This window comes from Candidatus Pelagibacter sp. (assembly GCF_052049975.1).
In the GTDB taxonomy this organism is placed as follows: domain Bacteria; phylum Pseudomonadota; class Alphaproteobacteria; order Pelagibacterales; family Pelagibacteraceae; genus Pelagibacter.
Map to the genome: position 1 here is coordinate 161048 of NZ_JBNGYZ010000001.1, position 23529 is coordinate 184576.

The 23529-nt window shown below is 30.1% G+C and carries 25 protein-coding genes and 1 riboswitch; of the genes, 8 read left to right on the top strand and 17 right to left on the bottom strand.

Features of this window, described 5'->3' with window-relative positions; all coding sequences use genetic code 11:
- Nucleotides 1–5 precede the first annotated feature (5 nt).
- Nucleotides 6–1454, top strand: coding sequence for a protein adenylyltransferase SelO (locus tag ACTT9U_RS00745; RefSeq protein WP_440931284.1), 1449 nt, complete (start codon nucleotides 6–8; stop codon nucleotides 1452–1454).
- A gap of 2 nt (nucleotides 1455–1456) precedes the next feature.
- Here the strand turns inward: ACTT9U_RS00745 and ACTT9U_RS00750 are convergent, their stop codons facing one another.
- Together ACTT9U_RS00750 and ACTT9U_RS00755 are read right to left on the bottom strand one after the other, a co-directional pair.
- Nucleotides 1457–2560 carry an NAD(P)/FAD-dependent oxidoreductase gene (locus tag ACTT9U_RS00750; RefSeq protein ID WP_440931285.1) on the bottom strand — a complete coding sequence of 368 codons (1104 nt, stop codon included), beginning with the start codon at nucleotides 2558–2560 and terminating at the stop codon, nucleotides 1457–1459.
- A gap of 2 nt (nucleotides 2561–2562) precedes the next feature.
- Nucleotides 2563–3030: a TspO/MBR family protein gene (locus tag ACTT9U_RS00755; RefSeq protein ID WP_440931286.1), complete on the bottom strand. Its 468-nt coding sequence runs from the start codon at nucleotides 3028–3030 to the stop codon at nucleotides 2563–2565.
- 24 nt (nucleotides 3031–3054) lie between these two features.
- Between ACTT9U_RS00755 and ACTT9U_RS00760 the strand changes: the two genes are divergently transcribed.
- A complete protein-coding gene (locus ACTT9U_RS00760; protein ID WP_440931287.1) occupies nucleotides 3055–3816 on the top strand; it encodes an SDR family NAD(P)-dependent oxidoreductase in 762 nt (253 codons plus the stop codon).
- Here ACTT9U_RS00760 and ACTT9U_RS00765 read toward each other — a convergent pair.
- From ACTT9U_RS00765 to ACTT9U_RS00810, 10 genes are all read right to left on the bottom strand, one after another.
- A complete protein-coding gene (locus ACTT9U_RS00765; protein WP_440931288.1) occupies nucleotides 3813–4352 on the bottom strand; it encodes a DUF3833 domain-containing protein in 540 nt (179 codons plus the stop codon). The two genes, ACTT9U_RS00760 and ACTT9U_RS00765, sit on opposite strands and share 4 nt — an antisense overlap.
- A gap of 11 nt (nucleotides 4353–4363) precedes the next feature.
- Nucleotides 4364–5542, bottom strand: coding sequence for a class I SAM-dependent methyltransferase (locus ACTT9U_RS00770; protein ID WP_440931289.1), 1179 nt, complete (start codon nucleotides 5540–5542; stop codon nucleotides 4364–4366).
- Nucleotides 5542–6306, bottom strand: coding sequence for a DUF1365 domain-containing protein (locus ACTT9U_RS00775; protein ID WP_440931290.1), 765 nt, complete (start codon nucleotides 6304–6306; stop codon nucleotides 5542–5544). Before ACTT9U_RS00775 ends, ACTT9U_RS00770 begins: the two co-directional genes overlap by 1 nt.
- Nucleotides 6299–7537 carry an NAD(P)/FAD-dependent oxidoreductase gene (locus ACTT9U_RS00780; protein WP_440931291.1) on the bottom strand — a complete coding sequence of 413 codons (1239 nt, stop codon included), beginning with the start codon at nucleotides 7535–7537 and terminating at the stop codon, nucleotides 6299–6301. Before ACTT9U_RS00780 ends, ACTT9U_RS00775 begins: the two co-directional genes overlap by 8 nt.
- A 6-nt stretch (nucleotides 7538–7543) precedes the next feature.
- Complete coding sequence (gene gcvP, locus ACTT9U_RS00785) at nucleotides 7544–10414, bottom strand: aminomethyl-transferring glycine dehydrogenase (protein WP_440931292.1); 2871 nt, start codon at nucleotides 10412–10414, stop codon at nucleotides 7544–7546.
- 2 nt (nucleotides 10415–10416) lie between these two features.
- The gene (gcvH, locus tag ACTT9U_RS00790) at nucleotides 10417–10794 is read right to left on the bottom strand and encodes a glycine cleavage system protein GcvH (protein WP_440931293.1); all 378 of its coding nucleotides are present in this window, start codon (nucleotides 10792–10794) and stop codon (nucleotides 10417–10419) included.
- Nucleotides 10794–11897 (bottom strand): glycine cleavage system aminomethyltransferase GcvT, encoded by a 1104-nt coding sequence (gcvT, locus tag ACTT9U_RS00795; RefSeq protein WP_440931294.1) that lies wholly within the window; start codon nucleotides 11895–11897, stop codon nucleotides 10794–10796. Before gcvT ends, gcvH begins: the two co-directional genes overlap by 1 nt.
- A 76-nt stretch (nucleotides 11898–11973) precedes the next feature.
- A riboswitch (glycine riboswitch) is annotated at nucleotides 11974–12062 on the bottom strand.
- A gap of 22 nt (nucleotides 12063–12084) precedes the next feature.
- Nucleotides 12085–12966, bottom strand: a complete 882-nt coding sequence (locus ACTT9U_RS00800) for a DMT family transporter (protein ID WP_440931295.1) — start codon at nucleotides 12964–12966, stop codon at nucleotides 12085–12087.
- On the bottom strand, nucleotides 12953–13903 hold the full coding sequence (locus tag ACTT9U_RS00805; protein ID WP_440931296.1) for a biotin-dependent carboxyltransferase family protein: 951 nt from the start codon (nucleotides 13901–13903) through the stop codon (nucleotides 12953–12955). The genes ACTT9U_RS00800 and ACTT9U_RS00805 overlap by 14 nt, the downstream gene beginning before the upstream one ends.
- Nucleotides 13900–14571, bottom strand: coding sequence for a 5-oxoprolinase subunit B family protein (locus ACTT9U_RS00810; protein WP_440931297.1), 672 nt, complete (start codon nucleotides 14569–14571; stop codon nucleotides 13900–13902). Before ACTT9U_RS00810 ends, ACTT9U_RS00805 begins: the two co-directional genes overlap by 4 nt.
- 24 nt (nucleotides 14572–14595) lie before the next feature.
- Here ACTT9U_RS00810 and ACTT9U_RS00815 point away from each other — a divergent pair, with 24 nt between their 5' ends.
- The 6 genes from ACTT9U_RS00815 (at nucleotide 14596) to ACTT9U_RS00840 (ending at nucleotide 19166) form a co-directional block, all read left to right on the top strand.
- Entirely contained in the window at nucleotides 14596–15369 is a 774-nt protein-coding gene (locus ACTT9U_RS00815) for a 5-oxoprolinase subunit PxpA (RefSeq protein WP_440931298.1), read from the top strand.
- Entirely contained in the window at nucleotides 15369–15854 is a 486-nt protein-coding gene (locus tag ACTT9U_RS00820; RefSeq protein WP_440931299.1) for a tetratricopeptide repeat protein, read from the top strand. Before ACTT9U_RS00815 ends, ACTT9U_RS00820 begins: the two co-directional genes overlap by 1 nt.
- 51 nt (nucleotides 15855–15905) lie before the next feature.
- Nucleotides 15906–16433, top strand: a complete 528-nt coding sequence (locus ACTT9U_RS00825; RefSeq protein WP_440931300.1) for a tetratricopeptide repeat protein — start codon at nucleotides 15906–15908, stop codon at nucleotides 16431–16433.
- A gap of 4 nt (nucleotides 16434–16437) precedes the next feature.
- Nucleotides 16438–17049 carry a YjbE family putative metal transport protein gene (locus tag ACTT9U_RS00830; protein ID WP_440931301.1) on the top strand — a complete coding sequence of 204 codons (612 nt, stop codon included), beginning with the start codon at nucleotides 16438–16440 and terminating at the stop codon, nucleotides 17047–17049.
- A 2-nt stretch (nucleotides 17050–17051) separates the two neighbouring features.
- Nucleotides 17052–17909 carry a DMT family transporter gene (locus ACTT9U_RS00835; protein WP_440931302.1) on the top strand — a complete coding sequence of 286 codons (858 nt, stop codon included), beginning with the start codon at nucleotides 17052–17054 and terminating at the stop codon, nucleotides 17907–17909.
- A 75-nt stretch (nucleotides 17910–17984) separates the two neighbouring features.
- A complete protein-coding gene (locus tag ACTT9U_RS00840; protein ID WP_440931303.1) occupies nucleotides 17985–19166 on the top strand; it encodes an ABC transporter substrate-binding protein in 1182 nt (393 codons plus the stop codon).
- Nucleotides 19167–19291: 125 nt separating this feature from the next.
- Here ACTT9U_RS00840 and ACTT9U_RS00845 read toward each other — a convergent pair whose 3' ends face one another.
- The 5 genes from ACTT9U_RS00845 to ACTT9U_RS00865 are packed head-to-tail and all read right to left on the bottom strand — an operon-like array spanning nucleotide 19292 to nucleotide 23527.
- Nucleotides 19292–20623 (bottom strand): branched-chain amino acid ABC transporter permease, encoded by a 1332-nt coding sequence (locus tag ACTT9U_RS00845; RefSeq protein ID WP_440931821.1) that lies wholly within the window; start codon nucleotides 20621–20623, stop codon nucleotides 19292–19294.
- 38 nt (nucleotides 20624–20661) lie between these two features.
- The gene (locus tag ACTT9U_RS00850; protein WP_440931304.1) at nucleotides 20662–21672 is read right to left on the bottom strand and encodes a branched-chain amino acid ABC transporter permease; all 1011 of its coding nucleotides are present in this window, start codon (nucleotides 21670–21672) and stop codon (nucleotides 20662–20664) included.
- A gap of 1 nt (nucleotide 21673) precedes the next feature.
- Complete coding sequence (locus tag ACTT9U_RS00855) at nucleotides 21674–22381, bottom strand: ABC transporter ATP-binding protein (RefSeq protein ID WP_440929963.1); 708 nt, start codon at nucleotides 22379–22381, stop codon at nucleotides 21674–21676.
- Entirely contained in the window at nucleotides 22381–22743 is a 363-nt protein-coding gene (locus ACTT9U_RS00860) for a DUF2306 domain-containing protein (RefSeq protein WP_440931305.1), read from the bottom strand. The genes ACTT9U_RS00855 and ACTT9U_RS00860 overlap by 1 nt, the downstream gene beginning before the upstream one ends.
- 1 nt (nucleotide 22744) lies before the next feature.
- Nucleotides 22745–23527, bottom strand: a complete 783-nt coding sequence (locus ACTT9U_RS00865; protein WP_440931306.1) for an ABC transporter ATP-binding protein — start codon at nucleotides 23525–23527, stop codon at nucleotides 22745–22747.
- Nucleotides 23528–23529: the final 2 nt, after the last annotated feature.

The following is a 23529-nucleotide window of genomic DNA, read 5'->3' on the forward strand; positions in this document are numbered from 1 at the left end:
TTAAAATGACCATTGGATGGCATTTTGATAATTCTTACTACAAACTACCTAAACCATTTAGAGAAGAAATAGATCCTGTACCTGTAAAAAAACCAGAGTTAATAGTACTTAATGAAAATTTAGCTAAAAACTTAAGTTTAAATTTTTCAAATTTAAATAAAGATGAAATTTCTCATATTCTTTCAGGTAACAATTTACCCAAAGGTAGCAATTCAATAGCTCAAGCTTATGCTGGTCATCAATTTGGTCATTTTACAATGTTAGGTGATGGAAGAGCTGTATTAATTGGAGAGCATATTTCTAAATCTAATGAAAGATTTGATATTCAATTCAAAGGTTCGGGCAAAACTTCTTTCTCAAGAAGCGGTGATGGTAGAGCTGCTCTTGGGCCAATGTTAAGAGAATATATTATAAGTGAGGCTTTACACTTTTTAGACATTCCTACTACAAGAAGTCTTGCAGTAGTAAAAACTGGAGAAGAAGTTTTTCGAGAAGAGGTATTAATAGGAGCCATTCTTACTAGAATTGCATCAAGCCATATAAGAGTTGGAACTTTTCAATATATCGCTGCTAGACAAAAAAAAGATGAGTTAGAAATTCTTGTAAACTATGTAATTGATAGACACTATCCAAATATTAAAAATGAAAAAAATAAAGCATTAGAACTTTTAAAAGTACTAATGGAGAAACAAATAAGTTTAGTAATCAATTGGATGAGAGTAGGATTTATCCATGGGGTAATGAATACTGATAATATGTCAGTATCTGGTGAAAGTATTGATTTTGGGCCTTGTGCTTTTATGGATACATATAATTCTAACACAGTCTTTAGTTCAATAGATCAATTTGGAAGATATTCTTTTTCAAACCAACCAAAAATTACGAAATGGAATATTACAAGATTTGCAGAATGTTTGCTTCCATTAATTGATGAAAATGAAAATAAAGCCATAGAGTTGGCCACTGAAGTTATTGATAAATTTGAAAATAAATATCAAAGAAAGTGGTTAAACATGATGAGAGATAAACTAGGTATGTTTGGTGAAGAGAGTTCAGACGCAGATCTCATTAATGAATTATATAAAATTATGGAGACACAAAAATTAGATTTTACAAATACCTTTTGTCATTTAATGAAAATTCAAATTGGTGAAAATGAAAGTTATATGCAGAATGAATTTAATAAATGGGAAAAAAAATGGTTACAAAGATTAAAAGTTAATGTATCTCCAAATGATAATCAGCTTGAGCTAATGAGAAAAAATAATCCTATATTTATTCCAAGAAATTATCATGTCGAGAAAGCTTTAAAGGAAGCAAATAAAGGTAAATTAGAATTTTTTCATAAATTATTAAATGTAATAGAACAACCATACGAAATTAATGATCAAAGTTTAGAATTCATTAACCCTGGACCTGAAAATAAAAATTATAGAACGTTTTGTGGGACTTAGATTTATAGTACGTAAGGTTCGTGTCTAGCTTCTTTACCTAAAACTCTTTCAACAGCCATGTTGCTTATATCAATGGATTGGTATGTGCCTGTAGTTATTAATTCTGTTAATGCTCTTCCAATACCAGGAGCTTGCATTAATCCTCTACCAGTAAATCCTGTTGCAAGATAAACATTATCAAACTTTGGGTGTTTCCCGACGACAGCATTGTTATCCAATCTATTGCAATCATAATAACCTGCCCATCCACCAGTCAATTTCAATTCCTCAAAAGCTGGCATTCTTTTTGCTAGAGCTGGCCAAACATATTCTTCAAAATCATCCCATGCTGGTTCTAAATCATCTGCATCAAAAACTGATTTTGGCGATCCCGCTAAATATTCTTTTCCTTCAGGTCTCCAATAAACACCTGTTGTTAAATCCCCACACAAAGGCATTTCTGGAATATGCTTAGGGCATTTAACTCTAAACACAGTGTGTTTTTGTGGTTCAACAGGTATATCCTCAAGTAATTCTTTGGTCCAACAGCCAGCTGCAGAAACTATAGTCTTGGCTTTTATTTCTGAAAGAGACTTCACATCTCCTTTAATAAACTCAGCTCCCAATTCAATTGCTTTGCTCTTTAAAGCACTGTGAAATAAAAAAGGATCTATCCAACCTTCACTTTTATTATCCGTAAAAGTTGCAGTTTCAATATCGTCATTGACCATATAAGGAAAATAATTTGATAATTCCGATCCTTTGATATTTTTAGTACCAGCATCGCATGCTTTATGATTTTCTAGAGCTTTGTATTGTTCTTCTGCGTGCTCTTTTCCAAACATCAGCAAATATCCATTTGTAACCATACTTGCTGTCGGATTAGGATTCTTTTCAGTTTTTAATAACTCAGGTATTTGAAAAACAAATTCTCTTGCAAACTTACCTAATAAAATATTTTCTTTTTGAAAAAATTGTCTTCTAAATCCTCCAAGAGACAAAGGGAATGATGCCGTTTTATAAGTTGGGTCTCTCTCTATTACTTTAACTTTTCTTCCTTCTTCTGATAAAAAATAAGCAGTAGCTGCTCCAATTATTCCACCACCAACTATTACTACATCATCCATTATTAATTCAAATTAATTAAGCTTACATTGAGAATTAAGGCATATAGGCACCAAAGTAAATATGGAATCATTAAATATACACTGATCAAATTGACACTTTTAAATCTATAAATCATCACAACGATCATCATAATTAATAAGGCTAATATAACAGCGGCCAGAACTAAATTGTGCAAAAGAAAAAATACTATAGTCCAAGTTGTATTCACAACTATGTGAATAAAATAAATATAAACGGTTTGTATTTCTTTTCTTTTACTGTGCCAAAAAATCCAAATTGAAAATGTCATCATTAAATAGAGTGTTGTCCAAACTGGTGCAAAAATCCAATCTGGAGGATTAAATGATGGTTTTATTAAAAGAAAATACCAAGGATCTTTGTAATAAATTGATACAATCCCACCAATAAAAGATGCTGAAAACGTAACTATTAAAAATAAAATAAATGTTAATAATTTATTTTTTAACATATTAGTATTATACAACTTTATATCATGAATAAAAAAACTATTTGGATAACTGGTGGTAGTACAGGAATTGGGAAAGCTTTAGCAATTAAATTTGCAGAAAAAAATTGGAATGTTGCTGTATCTGCGAGAAGAGTTGAGCTTTTAGACGAACTTTCAAAAAATTATGAAAATATTTCATCATTTCCTTTAGACGTTACAGATAAAACAAAATGTATAGAAGTTTTTAATCAAATAAAAACTAATTTTGAAAATATTGATATATGTTTTTTTTCTACAGGTACATGGAACCCAAAAAAAGAAAAAGAAATTGATGTTGAACAAATGGAAGATGTTTTCAAAGTAAATTTTTTTGGGACAGTAAACTCTATTAAAGCAGTTGAGCAATATTATAGAGAAAGAAAAAAAGGTACAATTACTATTGTTTCATCTATTGCTGGTTATAGAGGACTACCTAATTCAACAGGTTATGGGCCATCAAAATCAGCACTAAATAATTTAGCAGAAAGTTTATATTTTGATTTTAAGAGATATAACGTACGAGTTTGTTTAGTTTCTCCTGGTTTTATCAAAACACCAATGACAGATAAAAATAATTTTAAAATGCCATTTTTAAAAACACCAGAATTTGCTGCTGATCAAATTTATGATGGTTTAATTAATAAAAATGTTTTTGAAATACATTTTCCAAAAGCACTTACATTAACTTTAAAGTTCTTTAGTTTTCTGCCGAGTAAACTTTATTTTAAATTAGTAGGAAAGATGACTAAGCATCAAAAAAGTAATTAATCTTTTACAAATACAACTGTAAGCTCAGCTACCTTAAATCCAAACTTTGTCATTGTGGCTCTGTTGATTGCAACTCTTTCATCTTGTTTAAAGATCCAATCATCAAATGTAATTTTTAATTCCTTACCCTTAACAGGAACTAATAAAACATACTCAAATTTAAATGCAGGTCCATAAGAATAACCTATTGCTTTTCCAACAACATCTCCTGCTGTACCCTCATAATTGTGCTCATCTATTTTGGTAATTGTCCATTCTCGATCTTGAACTTCACCATCGTCCCAATTAAATTTTTCTTTTAAAATTAATTGTTTGCCATCCCATGTACCGTCCAAATCAGCAGAAAATTGTCTTGTAACTTTTCCAGACCTATTTTGCAAAACACCCCAGGCTTTAACATTTCCTGTTAGGTATTCTTCTATAATCAATCTAGGTTCTTTATTTTTAAAATCTTCTGGTTTCATCGCGCTATTATTTGAGCAACTTGTAATTAAGATTGCCAAAATTATCAATGATATTGATTTAATTAATTTCATATTATTCACTGCTATTTATTCTGCATTGAAAATTGAATTAAATCAATATTTTTAGATTTAAATCCAGCTTCACAATAAGATAGATAAAATTCCCACATTCTTTTAAATGTCAGATCAAATCCTTGATTTTTAATAAGATCCCACTTTCTTAAAAATTCTTTTCTCCAGATTGCCAAAGTTTCTGCATAGTGGTCTGCATATGAAATATATGAATTAATTGTTAAGTCATTATCTGAAACGTATTTATTAATACTGTTTTTGTTAGGAAGAAATCCACCTGGAAAAATATATTTTTGAATAAAATCTTGTTTATTTTTGTATCTTTCAAATAATCTATCATCAATTGTTATTGCTTGAATAGCAGCCTTTCCCCCACTCGATAAGTTTTGTTTTATTGTTTTAAAATAACTTTCTAGATAATTTTGCCCAACTGCTTCTATCATTTCAATTGAAGCGATCGAATTATATTTTCCTTGAAGATCTCGGTAATCTTTTATTTCAATATTTACTTTTTCATTTAGACCACATTTATGAATTCTCTCTTTTGCATACTCGAATTGTTTTTTAGAAATAGTAATACAATCTAGTTTCACATCATATTTTTTACCTAAATATTCTGCAAAACCACCCCATCCACATCCAATTTCTAATACTTTGTCACCAGAACTAGGTTTGATTAGATCAATTAATTTTTGGTATTTATTATTTTGCGCAACACTTAAATTTTTTGAACTATCATCAAAGATTGCACTTGAATAAGTTAAAGTATCATCTAGCCACAATGAAAAGAAATCATTTCCAAGATCATAATGTTTTGCAATATTTTCCTTACTTCGACTTTTTGTATTTTTGATTATTTTATTTTTTATAAAATTGATTATAGGCAGATCAAGCAAACCTGAGAATTTATATATCACTTGAATATTTCTAGCTGTTAACTCAATTAAATCTGAAAGATTATCTGTTTCAAATTCACCTCTCATATAACTTTCAGCAAAACCAATGCTACCATCTCTAATTAAATTATAATTAAAATTTGGATTCTTTATCTTAATGTTTGCCTTTAAAGATTGATCAGGGTTACCAAACTTTAATATCTCACCTTCATAGGTAGTAATCTCAAGGTAGCTATTTTTAATTTTACTTAAAAATTTAAAAACCAATTTATCTGAAGCTCTATTTAATAACATTAATTTTCAACCGTTAAATTGTTTCTTATTTTTATTTTTTTTTTAATAATCTTAATTCCTTTCATCCATAATTTAAAGGCTTCAAAATGGATTGCTGATATTATTTTTATAGTCATCAGTGGGTGCTTTAAATATGATTTTAATAATTGACTGCTATTCAAGTTTGTTCTTTTTCCATCTTGAGATGCAAATAAAATTTTTCCTTCTTGATCGTATTGATCAATTATTACAGAAAGTTTTTCATCAGGATTAAGAATTCTAAAGAAATACTTACAATTCATTTCTATAAAAGGTGAGACATGAAATTTTTTAGAACAATTATTCTGAATTAATTTATTTTCACTATCTACCCTAAAAACATAAGTATGTTGCTCACCAAATGTATTTTTCACCTCATATAATATAGATATTAATTTATCATGTTGGTTATAAACAAAAAAAATACTTAGAGGGTTAAATACATAACCAAAAATCCTTGGATAACAGAGAAGTTTAATATTAATATCTGTGGTATCTATTTTATTTTGTCCTAAATTTTTCTTTACCCACTTTTCTAGAGAAGATCCATCTCGGTCACCATGATCCTTTTCATAAAAACTAATTAAATTAAACTTATTCAATGAAAAGAAGTTTATCTCTTGATCTATTTTTCTTAATTCAGATAAATCAATTAAAAGTGAAAAAACGCTATACTTAAAATAATGCTCTTTAGGTTTGAAACGTTTATGGATTACTTTCCCGTTATATATGCAAGAATTAGTCATTAAGGTATTTTAGCATTTCAATAGATGATTTTATTCCATCTTCATGAAAACCGTAACCAAAATAACTCCCACAAAAAAGTAAATCTTTTTTATTTTGCAAGCTAGATAGTTCTGATTGAGCGTCTAGTGCTTGTTGATCATAATAAGGATGAGTAAATTTAACTATTTTAAGTATTTTACTCTCATCAATTTTAAAATAAGGATTAAGAGTTAAAAAAATGTCCTGATCACATTTAAGGTTTTGTAAAAGGTTTAACCAGTAAGTAATAGAATTTTTTTCTAAATCTTTGTCATTTATTGACGAATTCCATGAGGACCATGCCATTTTATTTTTTGGCATCCCTCTTTTGTCTGTATGAATATATGCAATATTTTCCTTGTAACTAAAATTTGATAAAATTTTTGTTTCATCATCTGTGGGATTATCAATCAACTTTAAAGCTTCATCAGCGTGAGTTGCTATTACAACCTTATCGTAATCAAAAAATTCATTTTCACCCCCATAATATAAATCTAACCCTTTTGATTTTCTTATAATTTTCGTAACTCTATAATTTTTAAAATATTCACCACTTATCTTAGAAATTACTTTATTAACATAAGTTCTGCTTCTATTAGTTACAGTATACCACTGAGGTCTATTCTTTAATTTAAACAGTCCATGATTTTGAAAAAATTTTAAAAAAAATGTTATTGGCATCTTGCTTGCCTCATAAGGTGGCATTGACCAAATTGCGGATACCATTGGAATAATATGATAATCAATAAATGTTTTTGACAGTTTATTGTTTTCTAAATATTCACCTAAAGTTAATTTTTGATCACTAACATTTATTTGATCACTATTTTTATAAAATTTAATAATATCAAAAAACATTTTTAAAAAATTAATATCAAATAAATTTGATCTATTAGAAAAAATTCCATTCAAACCTTTTCCGCAATATTCAAAGTTTGTATTTTCTACTGATACAGAAAAGGACATGTCACTTTTTTCAATTTGAATATCATTTTCTTTAAAAAAATTAATTAAATTTGGATAAGTTTGAAAATTAAATACAATAAAACCAATATCTACAGATATTTTCTTATCATCAAAAATTAAATCTATTGTATGAGAGTGGCCACCAAAATGATCTTCTTTCTCAAAAAGATCTACATGATATTTTTTTGATAAATAATATGCTGCACTTAAGCCTGATATACCAGAACCAACTACAGCAATTTTCATTAATAATTATGCCGCGTCTTCTTTAAACTCATCCATACTTGGACAGGTACAAAATATATTTTTATCTCCATAAACATTGTCCACTCTTGCAACTGGTGGCCAAAATTTATTTGTTTTTAAAAACTTAGCAGGATAAGCGGCTTGCTCTCTTGAATATTTATGATCCCATTCATCTGATGCAAGTTCTATATCCGTGTGCGGAGCATTCTTAATAGGATTATCCACTTTATCAAAATCACCAGACTTGATCATATCTATTTCAGACTTGATATTGATTAAAGTATCACAAAATCTATCAAGTTCAGACAAACTTTCACTTTCAGTAGGTTCAATCATCATAGTTCCTGCAACTGGCCAAGACATTGTTGGTGCATGAAAACCATAATCAATTAATCTTTTAGCAATATCTTCTTCTGTAATACCTGTTTCACTCTTTATTGATCTAATATCAATGATGCACTCATGAGCAACATTTCCATTTGTACCTTTATACAGTATTGGGTAATGATCTTTAAGTCTGTGAGCTATATAATTTGCATTTAGAATCGCAACTTGTGTAGCAAGTTTTAAACCTTCTGAACCCATCATTTTAATATACATCCATGAAATTGATAAAATACTCGAGCTTCCCCATGGCGCAGCTGAGACTGCTCCTATTCCTGTAGCAGGCCCACAATCTTTTATAACTGGATGATTAGGCAGATAAACTTGCAAATGCTTTTTGCATGCAATTGGTCCCATGCCTGGTCCACCCCCTCCATGCGGAATGCAAAACGTTTTATGTAAGTTTATATGACAAACATCTGGGCCAAAATTTCCTGGTCTTGCTATCCCAACAAGTGCATTTAAATTTGCGCCATCCATATAAACTTGACCACCATGTTTATGTATCAACTCACATATGTCTGTAATTTTTTCTTCGAATACACCGTGGGTAGAAGGGTAAGTAACCATTAATGCTCCAAGATTTTCAGAATGCATTTCTGCTTTTTTCTTTAGATCTTCAAAATCAACATTACCTTCTTTATCACAATCAACAACCACAACTTTCATCCCTACCATTTGTGCACTAGCAGGATTTGTTCCATGTGCTGAGCTTGGTATTAAACAAATATTTCTGTTTTCTTCACCTCTATCTATATGAAATTTTCTAATAACCATTAATCCTGCATATTCTCCTTGAGCACCTGCGTTCGGTTGAAGCGAAACTCCAGAAAAACCAGTAATTGATCTTAACCAATTTTTAAGATCTGTGAATAAAGTTCGATATCCTTCCATTTGTTCAATAGGAACAAATGGATGAGGCTCTGCCAATTCTCTCCATGAAATAGGTATCATTTCAGCAGTAGCATTTAATTTCATAGTGCAAGACCCTAGCGCAATCATAGTTCTGTTAAGAGCTATATCTTTATCTTCTAATTTTTTTAAATATCTAAGCATCTCAGTTTCTGAGTGATATGAGTTAAAAACAGGATGTTCTAAATATTTTGAAGTTCTTAATAAAGTTTTTGGTAAGTTGGGTAAACTCACTGTTGGATCCTCTTTTTTGATTGACTCAGCTGCATTAAAAATTTTCAATAATTGATTTGCTCTATAAACATTTTTCTTTTCATCAAAAGAAACTGCTAACATTTCAGAATTTACTTTTCTTATATTTACTTTTTGATCTAAAGCATTTTTATAGATTTGATCAGTCTTATCTTTTGTAACAATTGTGACGGTATCAAAGAAATGATCGGAATAAATTTTATATCCAGATTGTTTTATTTTATCAGCAAAATTTTTAGCTAATTGTGAGACTCTTTCTGCAATAATTTTAATTCCATCAGGACCATGGTAAATGGCGTACGCTGCAGAAACAATCGCTAATAATGCTTGAGCAGTACAAATATTACTTGTCGCTTTATCTCTTCTTATGTGCTGTTCTCTTGTTTGAAGTGATAATCTATAAGCTTTGTTTCCATGTCTATCTACAGACACACCAATAATTCTTCCAGGCATAGATCTTTTAAACTCATCTTTAGTTGCAAAAAAGGCTGCGTGCGGGCCACCATAACCCATTGGTATTCCAAACCTTTGAGAACTTCCAACTGCAATATCAGCACCTAATTCTCTTGGGGTTTTAAGTAGTGCTAAAGCCAATAAATCAGAGACCAGAACTGCTTTTCCATTTTTCTTATGGATTTTGCTTATCGACTCACTTGGATCTTTGATATCTCCTAATGTTCCAGGATATTGAAGAATACCACAAACTAAATCTTCTTTTAATTGATCTAAAACTTTATCCTCATCTCCAACGAGTACCTTTAACCCCATTGGTTCTGCTCTTGTTTGAATCACATCAATTGTTTGAGGGTGACAATTTTCTGAAACAAAAACTAAATTACTATCTTTTTTATTTAATCTGTGACTTAATCCCATAGCTTCGGCTGCAGCAGTTCCTTCATCTAATAAAGATGCATTTGCGATATCCATACCTGTAAAATCAACTATCATTTGCTGAAAGTTTAAAAGCATTTCTAATCTTCCTTGTGCTACCTCTGGCTGATAAGGCGTATAAGAAGTATACCATCCTGGGTTCTCAAGAATATTTCTTAAAATAACATATGGCGTATAAGTTCCGTAATAACCCATACCAATAAAATTTGAGTATATTTGATTTTTTTTAGAAATTGCCTTTAATTTTCTTAAAGCTTCATACTCTGAATTTGACTCTCCAATATTTAAACCATCTTTTAACTGTATTTTTTCTGGGACTGTATTTTTAATTAAATCATCTAGAGATTTATAATTAAGTTCCTCAAGCATCTTAGCTTGTTCTTGTTTTGATGGTCCAATATGTCTTTTTAAAAAATCTTTTTGAGAGTTGTGTAACATAATTATGAGTTCTCCTTTGCAAATTTATCATACTCATCTTTGTTCATTAAGGAGTCCATTTCAGAAGGGTCTTTTAATTTCAATTTAAAAAACCAAGCTGCACCTTCTGGATCTTCATTAATTTTTGCAGGATCATCTACAATAGCTTGATTGGTGTCAATCACCTCACCACTTACTGGAGTATAAACATCACTAGCAGCTTTTGTTGACTCTACTACTCCTGCAGTTCCGTCTTTTTCTACATTTGAGCCTTTTTCTGGCAGTTCAGTAAATACAATATCACCCAACATTTCTGTTGCATGTTTTGTAATTCCAATTGTTGCTGTATCCCCTTCTACTTTAATCCATTCATGTTCTTTAGAAAATTTTACTTCACTCATTATGCTGCTCCTTTCACATAGCTTTTTTTATAAAATGGTAATCCACAGATATTTGCTGGGTGTTTTTTTCCTCTAATCTCAAGAAAAATTTTAGAATTTTTTTTTGAATATTCATTATTTATATATCCCATAGCTATCGGTCCATTAACACTGGGTCCAAATGTTCCACTCGTAATTTCTCCAATAATTTGATCATTATCATTGAAAATTTTAGTTTTTTCCCTTGCTATAATTCTTCCTTCTGGCTGTATTCCAACTCTCAATTGTTTTGTTCCCTGGGATAACTGTTCTTTTATGGTTGCTGAGCCAATAAAATTCATATCATCCAATCTTGATTTTGAGATAGCCCAGCTAAGATTAGCTTCAATTGGTGTAAGTTTTGTATTTAATTCATGTCCGTATAAACATAGACCTGCTTCTAGTCTTAGAGTGTCTCTTGCTCCTAAACCAATTAACACTGCACCTTTATCCATTAAACTTTTTGTAAATATCTCTGCTAAACTATTTGGAACCGAAATCTCAAAACCATCTTCACCGGTATATCCTGATCTAGTAACGAAAGTTTTATTTTCTAAATAGTCAAACCAACCACCTGACATAAAACTTAATTTATTTACTTCTGGAATTATATCATTTAGAATTTTAACAGCATTAGGTCCTTGAATAGCAATTAATGACCTATTGTCTTTTAAATCATATTTGTAATTTTCACCTAATAATTTTTGAATTATTTTGAAATCATTATTTTTACATGCTGCATTCAAAATTATTAAATAACCATCTTCTAATTTTGTAATTATCAAATCGTCATATATTCCTGCTTTATCATTCATTAGAAAACTATACTTTGACTTGAAAATTTTTAATTCTTTTAAATTTAGTGGAAAAATTTTTTCTAAATCTGCTGTTAATTTATCATCACCATAAATAAATAATTGGCCCATATGCGAAACATCAAATATTCCTGCAGAAGATCTGGTAATTTTATGTTCTTCAACTATACCTTTTTCATATTGAATAGGCATTTCATATCCAGCAAACTCAACAAATTTTGCCTTGTTTACCTGGTGTAGATTGAATAATGCAGTTTTATTTTTTTTCATATTAACTCTTATACCCATCTGTATATTTGCCTGAGAGTTTTGCTCCTTCGGCGAGAATTTAATCTCTTTCCAGAGTTAATACGTAACGGTCCTTTTGCCTGAGAGATTCCTGGGCAGTTGCTCCTTCGGCGCTACAAATTAAGTAGTCTCTCCCGTTAATTAATAATCACTTATTATGATTTAAAAGTCAATTGGTATTAAGTTGTTTTTTTTCAACTGAAAATAAATGATAAAATTGTAATAGAACTGCGAAAATTACAATTGATCCACCAAATAAAACAATCATTGGTGGTTGTTCATCAATAAATATCCAAGCCCATAATGGTCCTAAAACTGCTTCAGTTAACATAATGATTCCAACCATTGCTGAAGGGGTTCTTTGTGCGCCAATCGTTATAAAAATGAATCCTAAACCTAATTGAAGAGATCCAGCTAAAAAACCTAGAAATATATCATGGCCAGATATTAATATTTTTCCTGACATTAGATATCCAATAATTAAAGCAAACACACCAGCAATAAACTGTGAGGGAACCATATCTACATTAGGATACTTTCTCACAACTAATATCAAAACAGCAAAAGAAATTGGCATTAAAAAAGCTGCAATGTTACCAGTCATTTGACCAGGTGATAATGATCCTCCAACCATTAATAAAATTCCTGAAATTGCTAAAATAATCGACGCTAATGTTATTGCCGAAATTTTTTCCTTTAGAAAAAAATATCCAAAGATTGCAAGAAAAATTGTTTGTGTTTGAATTATAAAATTAGCATTAGCAACTGTAGTGTTGTACATGGCAAATACATAACCACAAAAACCAAAAGATAGAATAAACCCGCCAAAAAAACCTGGTATTCCAGAATCGTAGAAAGATTTTAAAAATTTAGATCTGTAAGTAATAAAAAGATAAACACTTATAATAAGTAAAAAAAATACAGTTCTCCAAAACAATATTTGCCACAAAGTAGCTCCCTCAAATGATTTAACAATTAAACCTCCAAAACTTAAACTGCAGGCTCCCATAAAAACTAATAATGGCCCAGGAAGTTTTTTAATTATATTCATTTAGTATCTTTGAGTATTTATTGATTTCTTTTGTGTAACTCATAAATAAATTTTCAGCTTCTTCAAGACTTACTTCTTTAAATGTAATTTCAGTGTTCGGCATCAATTGTGATAAATTATCTAAATCTGCAGATATAACTGTTGCAAGCTTAGGATATCCACCAATTGTGCCGTGATCAGCTAACATTATTATTGGGTTACCATCACCAGGAACTTGAATTACACCTTTAATGAGACCTTCAGATTTAATATTTGAGCTTACAATATTTTCTAACTTATTTCCTTCAAGTCTGATACCCATGCGGTCGACCATATTTGTTATTTTAAATCTTTTATCAAAAAAATTTCTTTGAGCTTTCTCTGAAAAATAATCAAAGTTTGTTCCTTTAATAACTCTTATCTCTGTAGATCTTTCATTCTTATATCTTAATTGTCTAATCTTAATTTCAGCCGAATTATTTTTTGTGGGAATTATTTGATTTGTATCAAATTTCATTCCTCCATTAGGTCCAATTTTAGCTTTTGTGTTAATTGAACAACTTTTCCAAATATTGGTAAAATCAAAACCGTCTTTTATGGCAAGGTAACCATAAAGTGAATTGATTGTAGACTTAATATCAATTTTGTCTCCTTTATTAAGATTATAAATCTTATAACAATAGCCTTCTTCAATTTCTTCATTATGTCTTATGATATCAAAATTTACTTCTCCCGTAATACAAATGGATAATTTTGATCCATCAAATTCTAACAATGGACCTTGCAAAGCAAACTCCAAAGATGGCTCGTTAATACTATTATTCAAAATCATATTAGCTAATTTAAAGTTTTTTTTATCTATAGCGCCACTAACAGTGATACCTAAGTGATAAAATCCATTTCTACCTTCATCTTGAATAGTAGTGTGAGTTCCTGGTCTTAAAATTTTAAAAATCATTTATAATTATCAAAATCTTTTTTAGTTATTAATTTAAATTGAATTACATCACCTGGATTAATTAAAGCTGGATTTTCTTGATTATTTCGATCGAAAACTTCTAATGGTGTTTTACCAATAATATTCCACCCACCTGGGCTTTCTTCTGTATAAATATTTGCAAACTGTTCAGTAATACCAATTGATCCTTTTGGAACTTTTAATCTTGGGGTCTCCAACCTATTGCATCTCATGTCACTATCTAAGTCTCCAAAAAAAGGCATGCCAGCTATAAATCCGGTCATGTAACAGAAATATTCTTTTTCAAATATTCGTTGTAGAATTTTTTGACTATCTAAATTTAATTTCTTTTCCAATCTTTGGATATCTAACGAAAATTCTTCATCACAACATATTGGAACTTCTAATTTTTTGCCGTCAGAATTTTTTGATTGATCAATTTTAATTGTTATTAGAAAATCTTTTAGTTTCTTAAAACTAGTTATATTTAAGTCAAAAGTAATTATCAATTTATTATAAGATGGTGTTAAGTTCAAAACCCCATCAATATTTTTTTCTTTTAAAAATTTAAAATAATTAATTACTTTTCGGTTGGTCTCTTTATTTACTTTTGGACCAAAATCACAATAGACAGCAGAGTCTCCAAGATTTGATATATTTTTAATCATTTAATGTTATAAATTATACCAGTTATGGAAATTAATATAAATTGTGATTTAGGAGAAAAGTCTAAACTTCATTCAAATGAAAATGATCCAGCTTTATTAGAAATAGTAAACTCGGCTAACGTTGCTTGTGGATATCATGCTGGTGATGAAGAAACTATGAGAGAAGTTATCAAAATATCTAAGAATAGAGGTGTTAGTATTGGTGCTCATCCTTCATTTAATGATCCAGATAACTTTGGTAGAGAACGAATGAACTTATCTGAAAATGAAATTAGAAAATTGATTATAGATCAATATGAAATTCTGCAAAGAATCGCTCAAGAAAATAATGAAAATGTAACCCATATGAAGCCTCATGGTGCTTTAAACAACATGGCATGTGAAGATATAGATCTTGCAACAATTTTAGCTAAAGTAATATATGAAATAGATAAAGATTTAATTTATTTGGTTCCAACAGGATCAAAAATGGAGAAGGCTGCCAATAACTTTAATATGAAAATTGCCTGTGAAATATTTGCTGATAGAAATTATGAAGATGACGGTAACTTAGTTTCTAGAAAAAAACCTCATGCTTTAATAACAGATCCAGAGCAAGCAAAAAAACATGTGTTAAGTATGGTTCAAAATCAGGCAATTAATTGTCACAGCGGAAAGCAGATACCTTGTGAAATAGACTCGGTGTGCATACATGGAGATAATGAGAGTTCATTAGCAACTGCAAAATCAATAAGAGATAATTTGCTAGAAAATAAACTCAATTTAAAACCTTTAAACAAAATGGAGAAATTTATTTAATGAAAAAGTTACTTTCAATCTTAACTATTCTAATATTAACATCATCTACTGTATTTGCGGCAGGTTCATCAAGTGACTCACAGCCTAAAGTTTCTGATTATAAAAAAGCAGTAAAATTAATTAAATCTGCCAAAAAATATGAGAGTGATGGCAAAAATGACAAAGCTGAAAAAAAATATAAACAAGCGCAAAAATTACTTTTAAAATCAAATGATAAAAAACCTAACAATGCAGATACATTAAATTATCTTGGTTTCACAACAAGAAAGTTAGGTGACTTTGAAAATGGAGAGAAATACTATCTACAAGGTCTAGCTATTGAACCTAACCATATAGGTATTAACGAATATCTTGGTGAACTATATGTAGTAACAAATAGAATTGACTTAGCTAAAGAAAGACTGGAAGTGTTAACGTCATGTAATTGTGAAGAATATGATGAGTTAAAACAAATTATTGGAGGACTAAAAAAATCTAAATATTAAAATTTGTTTTTATATTTGAAAATCACATTTAAAAATAATAAATTTATAAAAATGTTAAGATATTTTTTTTATTCCTTAATTGTCATCTTTTTTTTTAGTTCGTTGTCAATTTCAGCTGAATGGAATGACACAAATACAAATAATATATCTTTAAAAAAATATGATAAAAACAACGTAGACCCAACTGCTAGAGAATTAGATACTGTTGCTTTGGCCGTACGGAACATGAAAAAAGCTGACAAAATTTATGAAAAAGGGAAAAAAGATAAAGCAAAAAAACACTATGAGAAAGCTATAGAATATTTACTAAAAGCAAATAAAGAACTCGTGTTAAACGAAAATATATTACACTATTTGGCTCACTCACATGAAAGAATAGAATTAAATGAAGAAGCAGAGATATATTATAATTTAGCTTTAGAAGTGAATCCTGATAATAATTTAATTAATCATTCTCTGGGTATTTTCTATGTACAAACAAGTAAATTAGAAAAAGCAAATAAAACTTTGAATACTATGAAAAATTGTAATTGTGAAGAATTTCAAAGTTTAAAAAATTATATAGAAAAAAACACATAAAAAATTGTTAGAAGATACTTTAATTATCACACATATAATATTTATTAACGTTATCATGTCTGCTGACAATGCAATTATCATTGGGATGATTGCAGCTAACTTTGCACCAAAACATAGGAATCAAGTTGTAATGTGGGGTCTATTCGGAGCTCTTCTCTTTAGGATTATATTCGCTTTTTTTGCATCTTATTTATTTGCATTTGCTTATGTAAAAATTTTAGGTGGGTTATTATTAATTTGGATTGTAAATGATATGAGAAACGACTTATTTAATACAAAGAAAATTAGATCGCCCAAACTAGCTTCAAAAGAACCTTCGTACTTACAAAGTGTTTATAAAGTTTTATTCGCAGATATAACTTTAAGTTTTGATAATGTGATTGGAGTTGTTGGTGCTGCAAAAAATAATCTTAATTTATTACTTTTTGGTCTATTTCTTTCAGTTGTCTTAGTAGGAACCTTAGCAAGGTTTTTTGCAGAAAAAATAAAAAAATACAAATGGTTAGGTTATTTGGGATTATTGGCAATTTTAATAGTTGCACTTCAATTAATTATTGGTGGATTAATTGATCTAAATATACTGTCAGCTAACGAAACTTTTAAGAAATATTTTTAAACTTGCCAGTAAAACATCTTCTCATTCTATTATTCATAATGATTGCACACGGTAGTGCTTTTCCAGTTGCCAAATTAGCATTAAATAATTCTGTACCACCAATATTAATGGCATCACTTAGAATGGGTTTAGTTTTAGTTATCTTAATTCCTTTTTGGAAATTTAAGATACCCCAGCAAAAATATATAAAATCTCTATTAATATTTTCTATTTCAATGGGTGTCTTGGTTTATGTATTTATGAATCTTTCACTGTATAATTCATCTATTATCTCACCAATTATTTTGGGATCTCAATTAGCTATACCATTTGGTATAATCACAAGTTCAATCATACTAAAAGAAAATATTAGTGGAAAAAAATGGCTTTTAATTTTTTTTTCATTTATAGGAATACTGATTATTTTTTTTGACCCTATATTAGTAGATAACCTCCTAGGATTATTTTTTGCGAGTTTAATGGCCCTTTTTTTTGGATTAGCTCAAGTTTATTCGCGACAGTTAAAAGAATTAGACACAAGTATGATTAATGCTTTTACAGGTTTGTTTGGATTTTTTTTATTAATGCTAGTTTCTTTCTTAATAGAGGGAGATACCTTAAATAATTTAAAATCAATAAATTTAAACTCTTGGTTATTAATATCCTATCAGGCAATTATTGTTTCTTTGTGTGCGCATTTACTGATGTTTTATTTGTATAAGTTTTATACAGTTGGAAAAATATTTCCTTTTTATTCACTGTTTCCAATATTTGGGATTTTACTGAGTTATATTGTTTTTGGAGAGATTCCATCTTTCTTGTTTGCAATTGGTGGAATTATCGTAATCACATCTGTAATATTGCTTCAAAAAATCAGATAATTTGCTTGTTGAATCTTTTATATTAAGCTTTAATTTCCTGTTTTTATAAATTGTTAACAATAAAAGAGGACGATAATGAAAAAACTATTAATCGCTGCCTTTATATTTGTGTCTACTTTCTCAACAAATGTATTTGCAGAAATCAAAATGGGAATTATTCTTGGATTTACAGGTCCAATTGAATCTCTAACTCCAGCAATGGCAAACTCAGCTGAACTAGCATTTAAAGAAGCTTCAGACTCGGGTTCGTTACTAGGTGGTGAAACTATTTCAGTAGTAAGAGCAGACTCAACTTGTGTTGATTCAGCAGCAGCAACAGCGGCAGCTGAAGGTGTTATTTCACAAGGTGTAGCTGCAATTATGGGAGCTGATTGTTCAGGTGTAACAGGCGCTATTGCATCAAATGTTGCAGTGCCAAATGGTGTTGTAATGATTTCACCTTCAGCAACTTCTCCAGGATTAACAACTCTTGATGATAAAGGATATTTCTTTAGAACAGCTCCTTCAGATGCAAGAGGTGGTCAAATTCTAGCTGATGTAACTAAAGACAGAAAAATTAAGAGTGTAGCTATTACATATACAAACAATGACTATGGTAAAGGTTTAGCAGATGTTTACAAAGCAGCTGTTGAGGCTCATGGCATTAAAGTAACTACTACTACTGCTCACGAAGATGGTAAAGCAGACTACTCATCAGAAGTAGCAACATTAGCTTCTGCTGGTGGAGACGCTGTAGCAGTAATTGGTTATCTTGACCAAGGTGGTAAGGGAATTATCCAAGCATCTTTAGACTCAGGTGCGTTTGATACATTTATTTTATCAGATGGTATGATTGGACAATCACTTGTTGATGCTTTTGGAAAAGGACTAAAAAAATCTTTTGGTTCACTTCCAGGATCAACTGGAAAAGGTGCAGGTGTATTTGCTAAAGTTGCAAGTGCAGCAGGTATCGATTCTTCAGGACCTTACACTGGTGAGTCTTATGATGCAGCAGCTTTAATTGTTTTAGCAATGCAAGCAGGTGGATCAGCTGATAGAGCTTCTATTGCAAAAAATGTAATGGATGTTGCTAACGGTCCAGGAACTAAAATTTATCCAGGCCAACTTAAAAAAGGTTTAGACCTTTTAGCTAAAGGAAAGAAAATTGATTATGAAGGTGCAACTGGTGTTTCATTCACTGATGTAGGTGAAGCAGAAGGTTCTTTCTTAGAGCAAGAAGTAAAAGGTGGAAAATTTAAAACTAAGAAACAAAGATAATTTTAAAATTTAAATTATTAAAAACCCCCTAATTAAATTAGGGGGTTTTTTTTTAAAAGATATATTTATCAGCTATATACAAAAACCAAGCTGCTGCTGCTCCCATTAGAATATATTTCATACAATTATTTTATTTCAATCTTTTCAGGAAGTATACCTCTTGGTCTGTACCTCATAATCAATAACAAACCTATTCCCATTAATAAAAATCTAAAGTAAGGAACGCTTTCAATTAAATGTGCCTTAATAACATTTGTTTCTGACAAACCAGCTGTAAAGAAATTAATTAGATATAAAGACATAGGTGCAGCCTCAATCCATAAAAACCAAACAACAAAACCACCTAAGATCGCCCCAAAATTATTTCCACTTCCGCCAACAATAACCATAACCCATATTAAAAATGTATATCTCATAGGTCTATAACTTCCTGGAGTAAATAAACCATCTTGTGTTACTAACATTGCACCTGCGATACCAACAATAGCTGAGCCTAAAATAAAAATTAGCAAATGTTCTTTAACAACATTTTTTCCCATCGCATTTGCTGCTTCCTCATTATCCCTGATAGCTCTCATCATTCTTCCCCAAGGTGAGTAGAGAGCTTTTTGAGTTAGTATTAATAAAATTATAACAACTGTTAAAAATAATCCTGAGTAACAAAGTTTTACAAACACTGATGAGCCTTCAATAACCATTTGATTTAGGGCGGCTTGTCTTTCAGCTATATCTGAAATTAAATTTAATTTTCCAGAATTAAATTTCTCAACAAAATTAATAAACCAATCAGTAGACTGTAAATTAACCTCATATGGAACTGGTCTCTTAAGACCTATTACATTTTTTACGCCTCGCGTTAACCAATCTTCATGTTTTATTATCGCAATAACAATTTCAGAAATAAGTAATGTTGCTATAGCTAAATAATCTGCTCTTAAACCTAAAGCAATTTTTCCAACTATGAAAGCTAATCCACCAGCAAATAAAGCTCCAATTACCCACGAAAACATTATTGGTAATCCAAAACCACCTAGAAATCCTGTTATGGCTGGGTCAACAGATTCAATTTTTTCAATTCCGGGCTCCGCAGTAATTCTAATTATGATTACACCTGTTATGATTAATGCGGCAATTCCATAATTTCTTAATTTTGTAGATTCGTAATTTTTTAAAGCAAACCTAATCACCATAATAATTACAATGATTAACCATAAGCACATTAAGATATCAAATCCACCTGCTCTCCATGCTTCTTGTACAGGATCAACAGAAACAATTACAGCGGCTAAACCACCTAAAGCTGCATAACCCATAATTCCAAAGTTAATTAAACCTGCGTATCCCCACTGTATATTTGCTCCCATACTCATAACTGCAGAAATTAAACATAAATTAAAAATAGATAGAGCTATGTTCCAAGATTGAAATATCCCAACCAAGATAATTAATCCCATCATTATTGAATAAGCTGCAATAATATTTAAGTGTTTTTTAATCACAACAACCTTCCTTTAAATATTCCTTGAGGTCTATATAGGAGAACAATGACCAAAATAGAAAAAGATACTGCAAATTTATAATCTGTAGATAATAGTTGTACCAAACCCTCTGGTTCTAAACTTTCAGGCAATATATAAACAAGAAACTTTTTATAAGCATAAGTTAAAAATATTTCTGAAAAAGCAATTACATATCCTCCTAAGAATGCACCAAATGGATTTCCTATACCCCCCACTATAGCTGCGGCAAAGATTGGAAGCATGTTATTAAAGTAAGTAAATGGTTTAAAACTTTTATCTAGACCATATAACACTCCCCCAATTGTAGCTAATATTCCAGCAATTATCCATGTAACCATTACTATTTTTTTAGGATCAATTCCTGACAATAAAGCAAGATCTTCATTGTCTGAATATGCTCTCATACTCTTTCCAGTTTTTGTTTTATTCAAAAACCAAAACAATGCAGAAACTAAAATAACTGTAACAAAAATTGTAATTACTTGAGTTGATTTGATAGCAAGTCCCTCGTTTAATCCTGTCATTTCTTTAAATTCTCCAGCTTTAATCAAAAACTTTTGTCCATCAAAAAATCTTCTGTCGTCTGGCCCTATGATTATTCTTACAAGTGCTTGGGTTAAAAACATTACTCCAATACTGACCATTGCAAATTGAACTGGAGGGCTTTTGTTGGTTCTGTAATATTTGAAAACAAATTTATCTATGAACAACATATAAGTAATCATACAAAGAATAGCGAAAGGTATTGCCAATAACGCTGTTGGTAAAAATCCTAAAGAAACACCAAGAGATTGAAAATACCAAGTAAACAAAACTGCGAACATTGTACCAAAAGACATCATGTCTCCAGTAGCAAAATTAGCAAATCTTAATACTCCATAAATCAACGTAACAAATATTGCACCTAAAGCTAATTGCGATCCATACGTCAAAGCTGGCACAAAAATATAATTTAAAAGTAAAACAATTGCGTTTATAAAATCCATATTAACCGCCTAAGAAAGATCTCCTAACTTCAGGATCATTTAATAACTCTTTGCCTGTTCCGTCATGTTTGTTTTCACCTGTCACTAAAACGTAACCCCTATCTGAAATATTAAGAGCTTGTTTTGCATTTTGTTCTACCATTAATATTGCAACATTAGTTCTTTTTACTTTTACAATATGATCGAATAATTCATCCATCACAATTGGTGAAACTCCAGCTGTTGGTTCATCTAACATTAAAACACTTGGCCTAATCATTAATGCTCTTCCAAGAGCAACTTGTTGTCTTTGACCCCCAGATAATTCACCAACTAATTGATTTCTTTTTTCTTTTAAAATTGGAAATAAATCATAGATCTCATCAATGATTTGTTGATAGTTTTGATCCATTAAAAATGCACCCATTTCTAAATTTTCCTCTACTGTCATTCCTGCAAAGACATTCTTAGTTTGAGGCACAAACGAAATTCCTTGTTTAACTCTATCTTGAGGAGATAATTTAGTAATATCTTTACCATCAATTGTAATTGAACCAGACTTAAGATTTAATAAACCTAGCATTGCTTTCATTGCAGTAGATTTTCCTGCACCATTTGGTCCAAGTATAGAAACAATCTCTCCACGATTCACATTTACTGAACAAGAATTAATAATATCTGGTCCATTGCCATAGCCGCCTGTCATATTATTTCCTTCAAAGTATGCCATTAATATAATCCTAACATTTCAGGTATATATCGTCCTGGTAACATAGTGAAAATACCAGCTACAGTTAACCCAATAAAATTTCCTACCATAAAAATTTTATGGAGAAGCACTTGTTTTTTTCTAATAAAATAAATTGATAAAGTTAAAGAAATTATTACCCAAATACTTAGTAGGTGTATCCAGCTGTATAAACCATCATTTAATTCTTTAATCCAAAAAGATGAAAATGATACATACATCATCAAAGATACCCAAATCCAACCAATTATTTTGTGAGTTGATCCACCTTTTTTTGACAGAAGATTTTTAATACCAAATCCCACTGCTAAAATTGCTAATATTAAATGTGATGTTATTGTCATTTTAATTATCTTTTAATTTTGATCCTCTACCTAAATAGCTCTCAATTACTTTTTCATCTTTTTTTGCATCTTCTACTGAACCTTCAAATAAGACAGAGCCTTCTGCCATCACAATTACTGGGTCACATAATCTACTTATAAAATCCATATCATGTTCAATCATACAAAAAGTATATCCTTTTTCTTTATTAAGTTTTTCAATAGCTGTGCCTAGGTCTTTTAAAAGAGTTCTATTAACACCAGCACCCACTTCATCTAATAAAACTAATTTTGCATCTACCATCATTGTTCTTCCAAGTTCTAGTAATTTCTTTTGTCCTCCAGATAAATTGCCTGCCAATTCATTTGAAAGATGACCTAGATTTAAAAATTCCACAACTTCTTTGGCTTTATTTTTAATTTGTTCTTCTTCACTTTTTACTAATTGAGATCTTAACATTACATTAACTAATTTTTCTCCAGATTGATTGCCAGGAACCATCATCAAATTTTCTAAAACAGAAAGGTTTGTAAACTCATGAGCAATTTGAAACGTTCTTAACAAACCTTTTGAAAAAAGTTCGTAAGATGGAACATCTGTAATATTTTCATCATTAAACATTACAGTTCCCCCAGATGTTTTTAAATTACCAGCTATTAAATTAAATAAAGTAGTTTTTCCAGAACCATTGGGCCCAATGATGCCAGTGATTGAACCTTTTTTTACTTTTAAACTACAATCTGAAACTGCTGTTAGACCACCAAAAGTTTTGGTTAAACCATTTATTTCTAAAATGTTTTCCATAA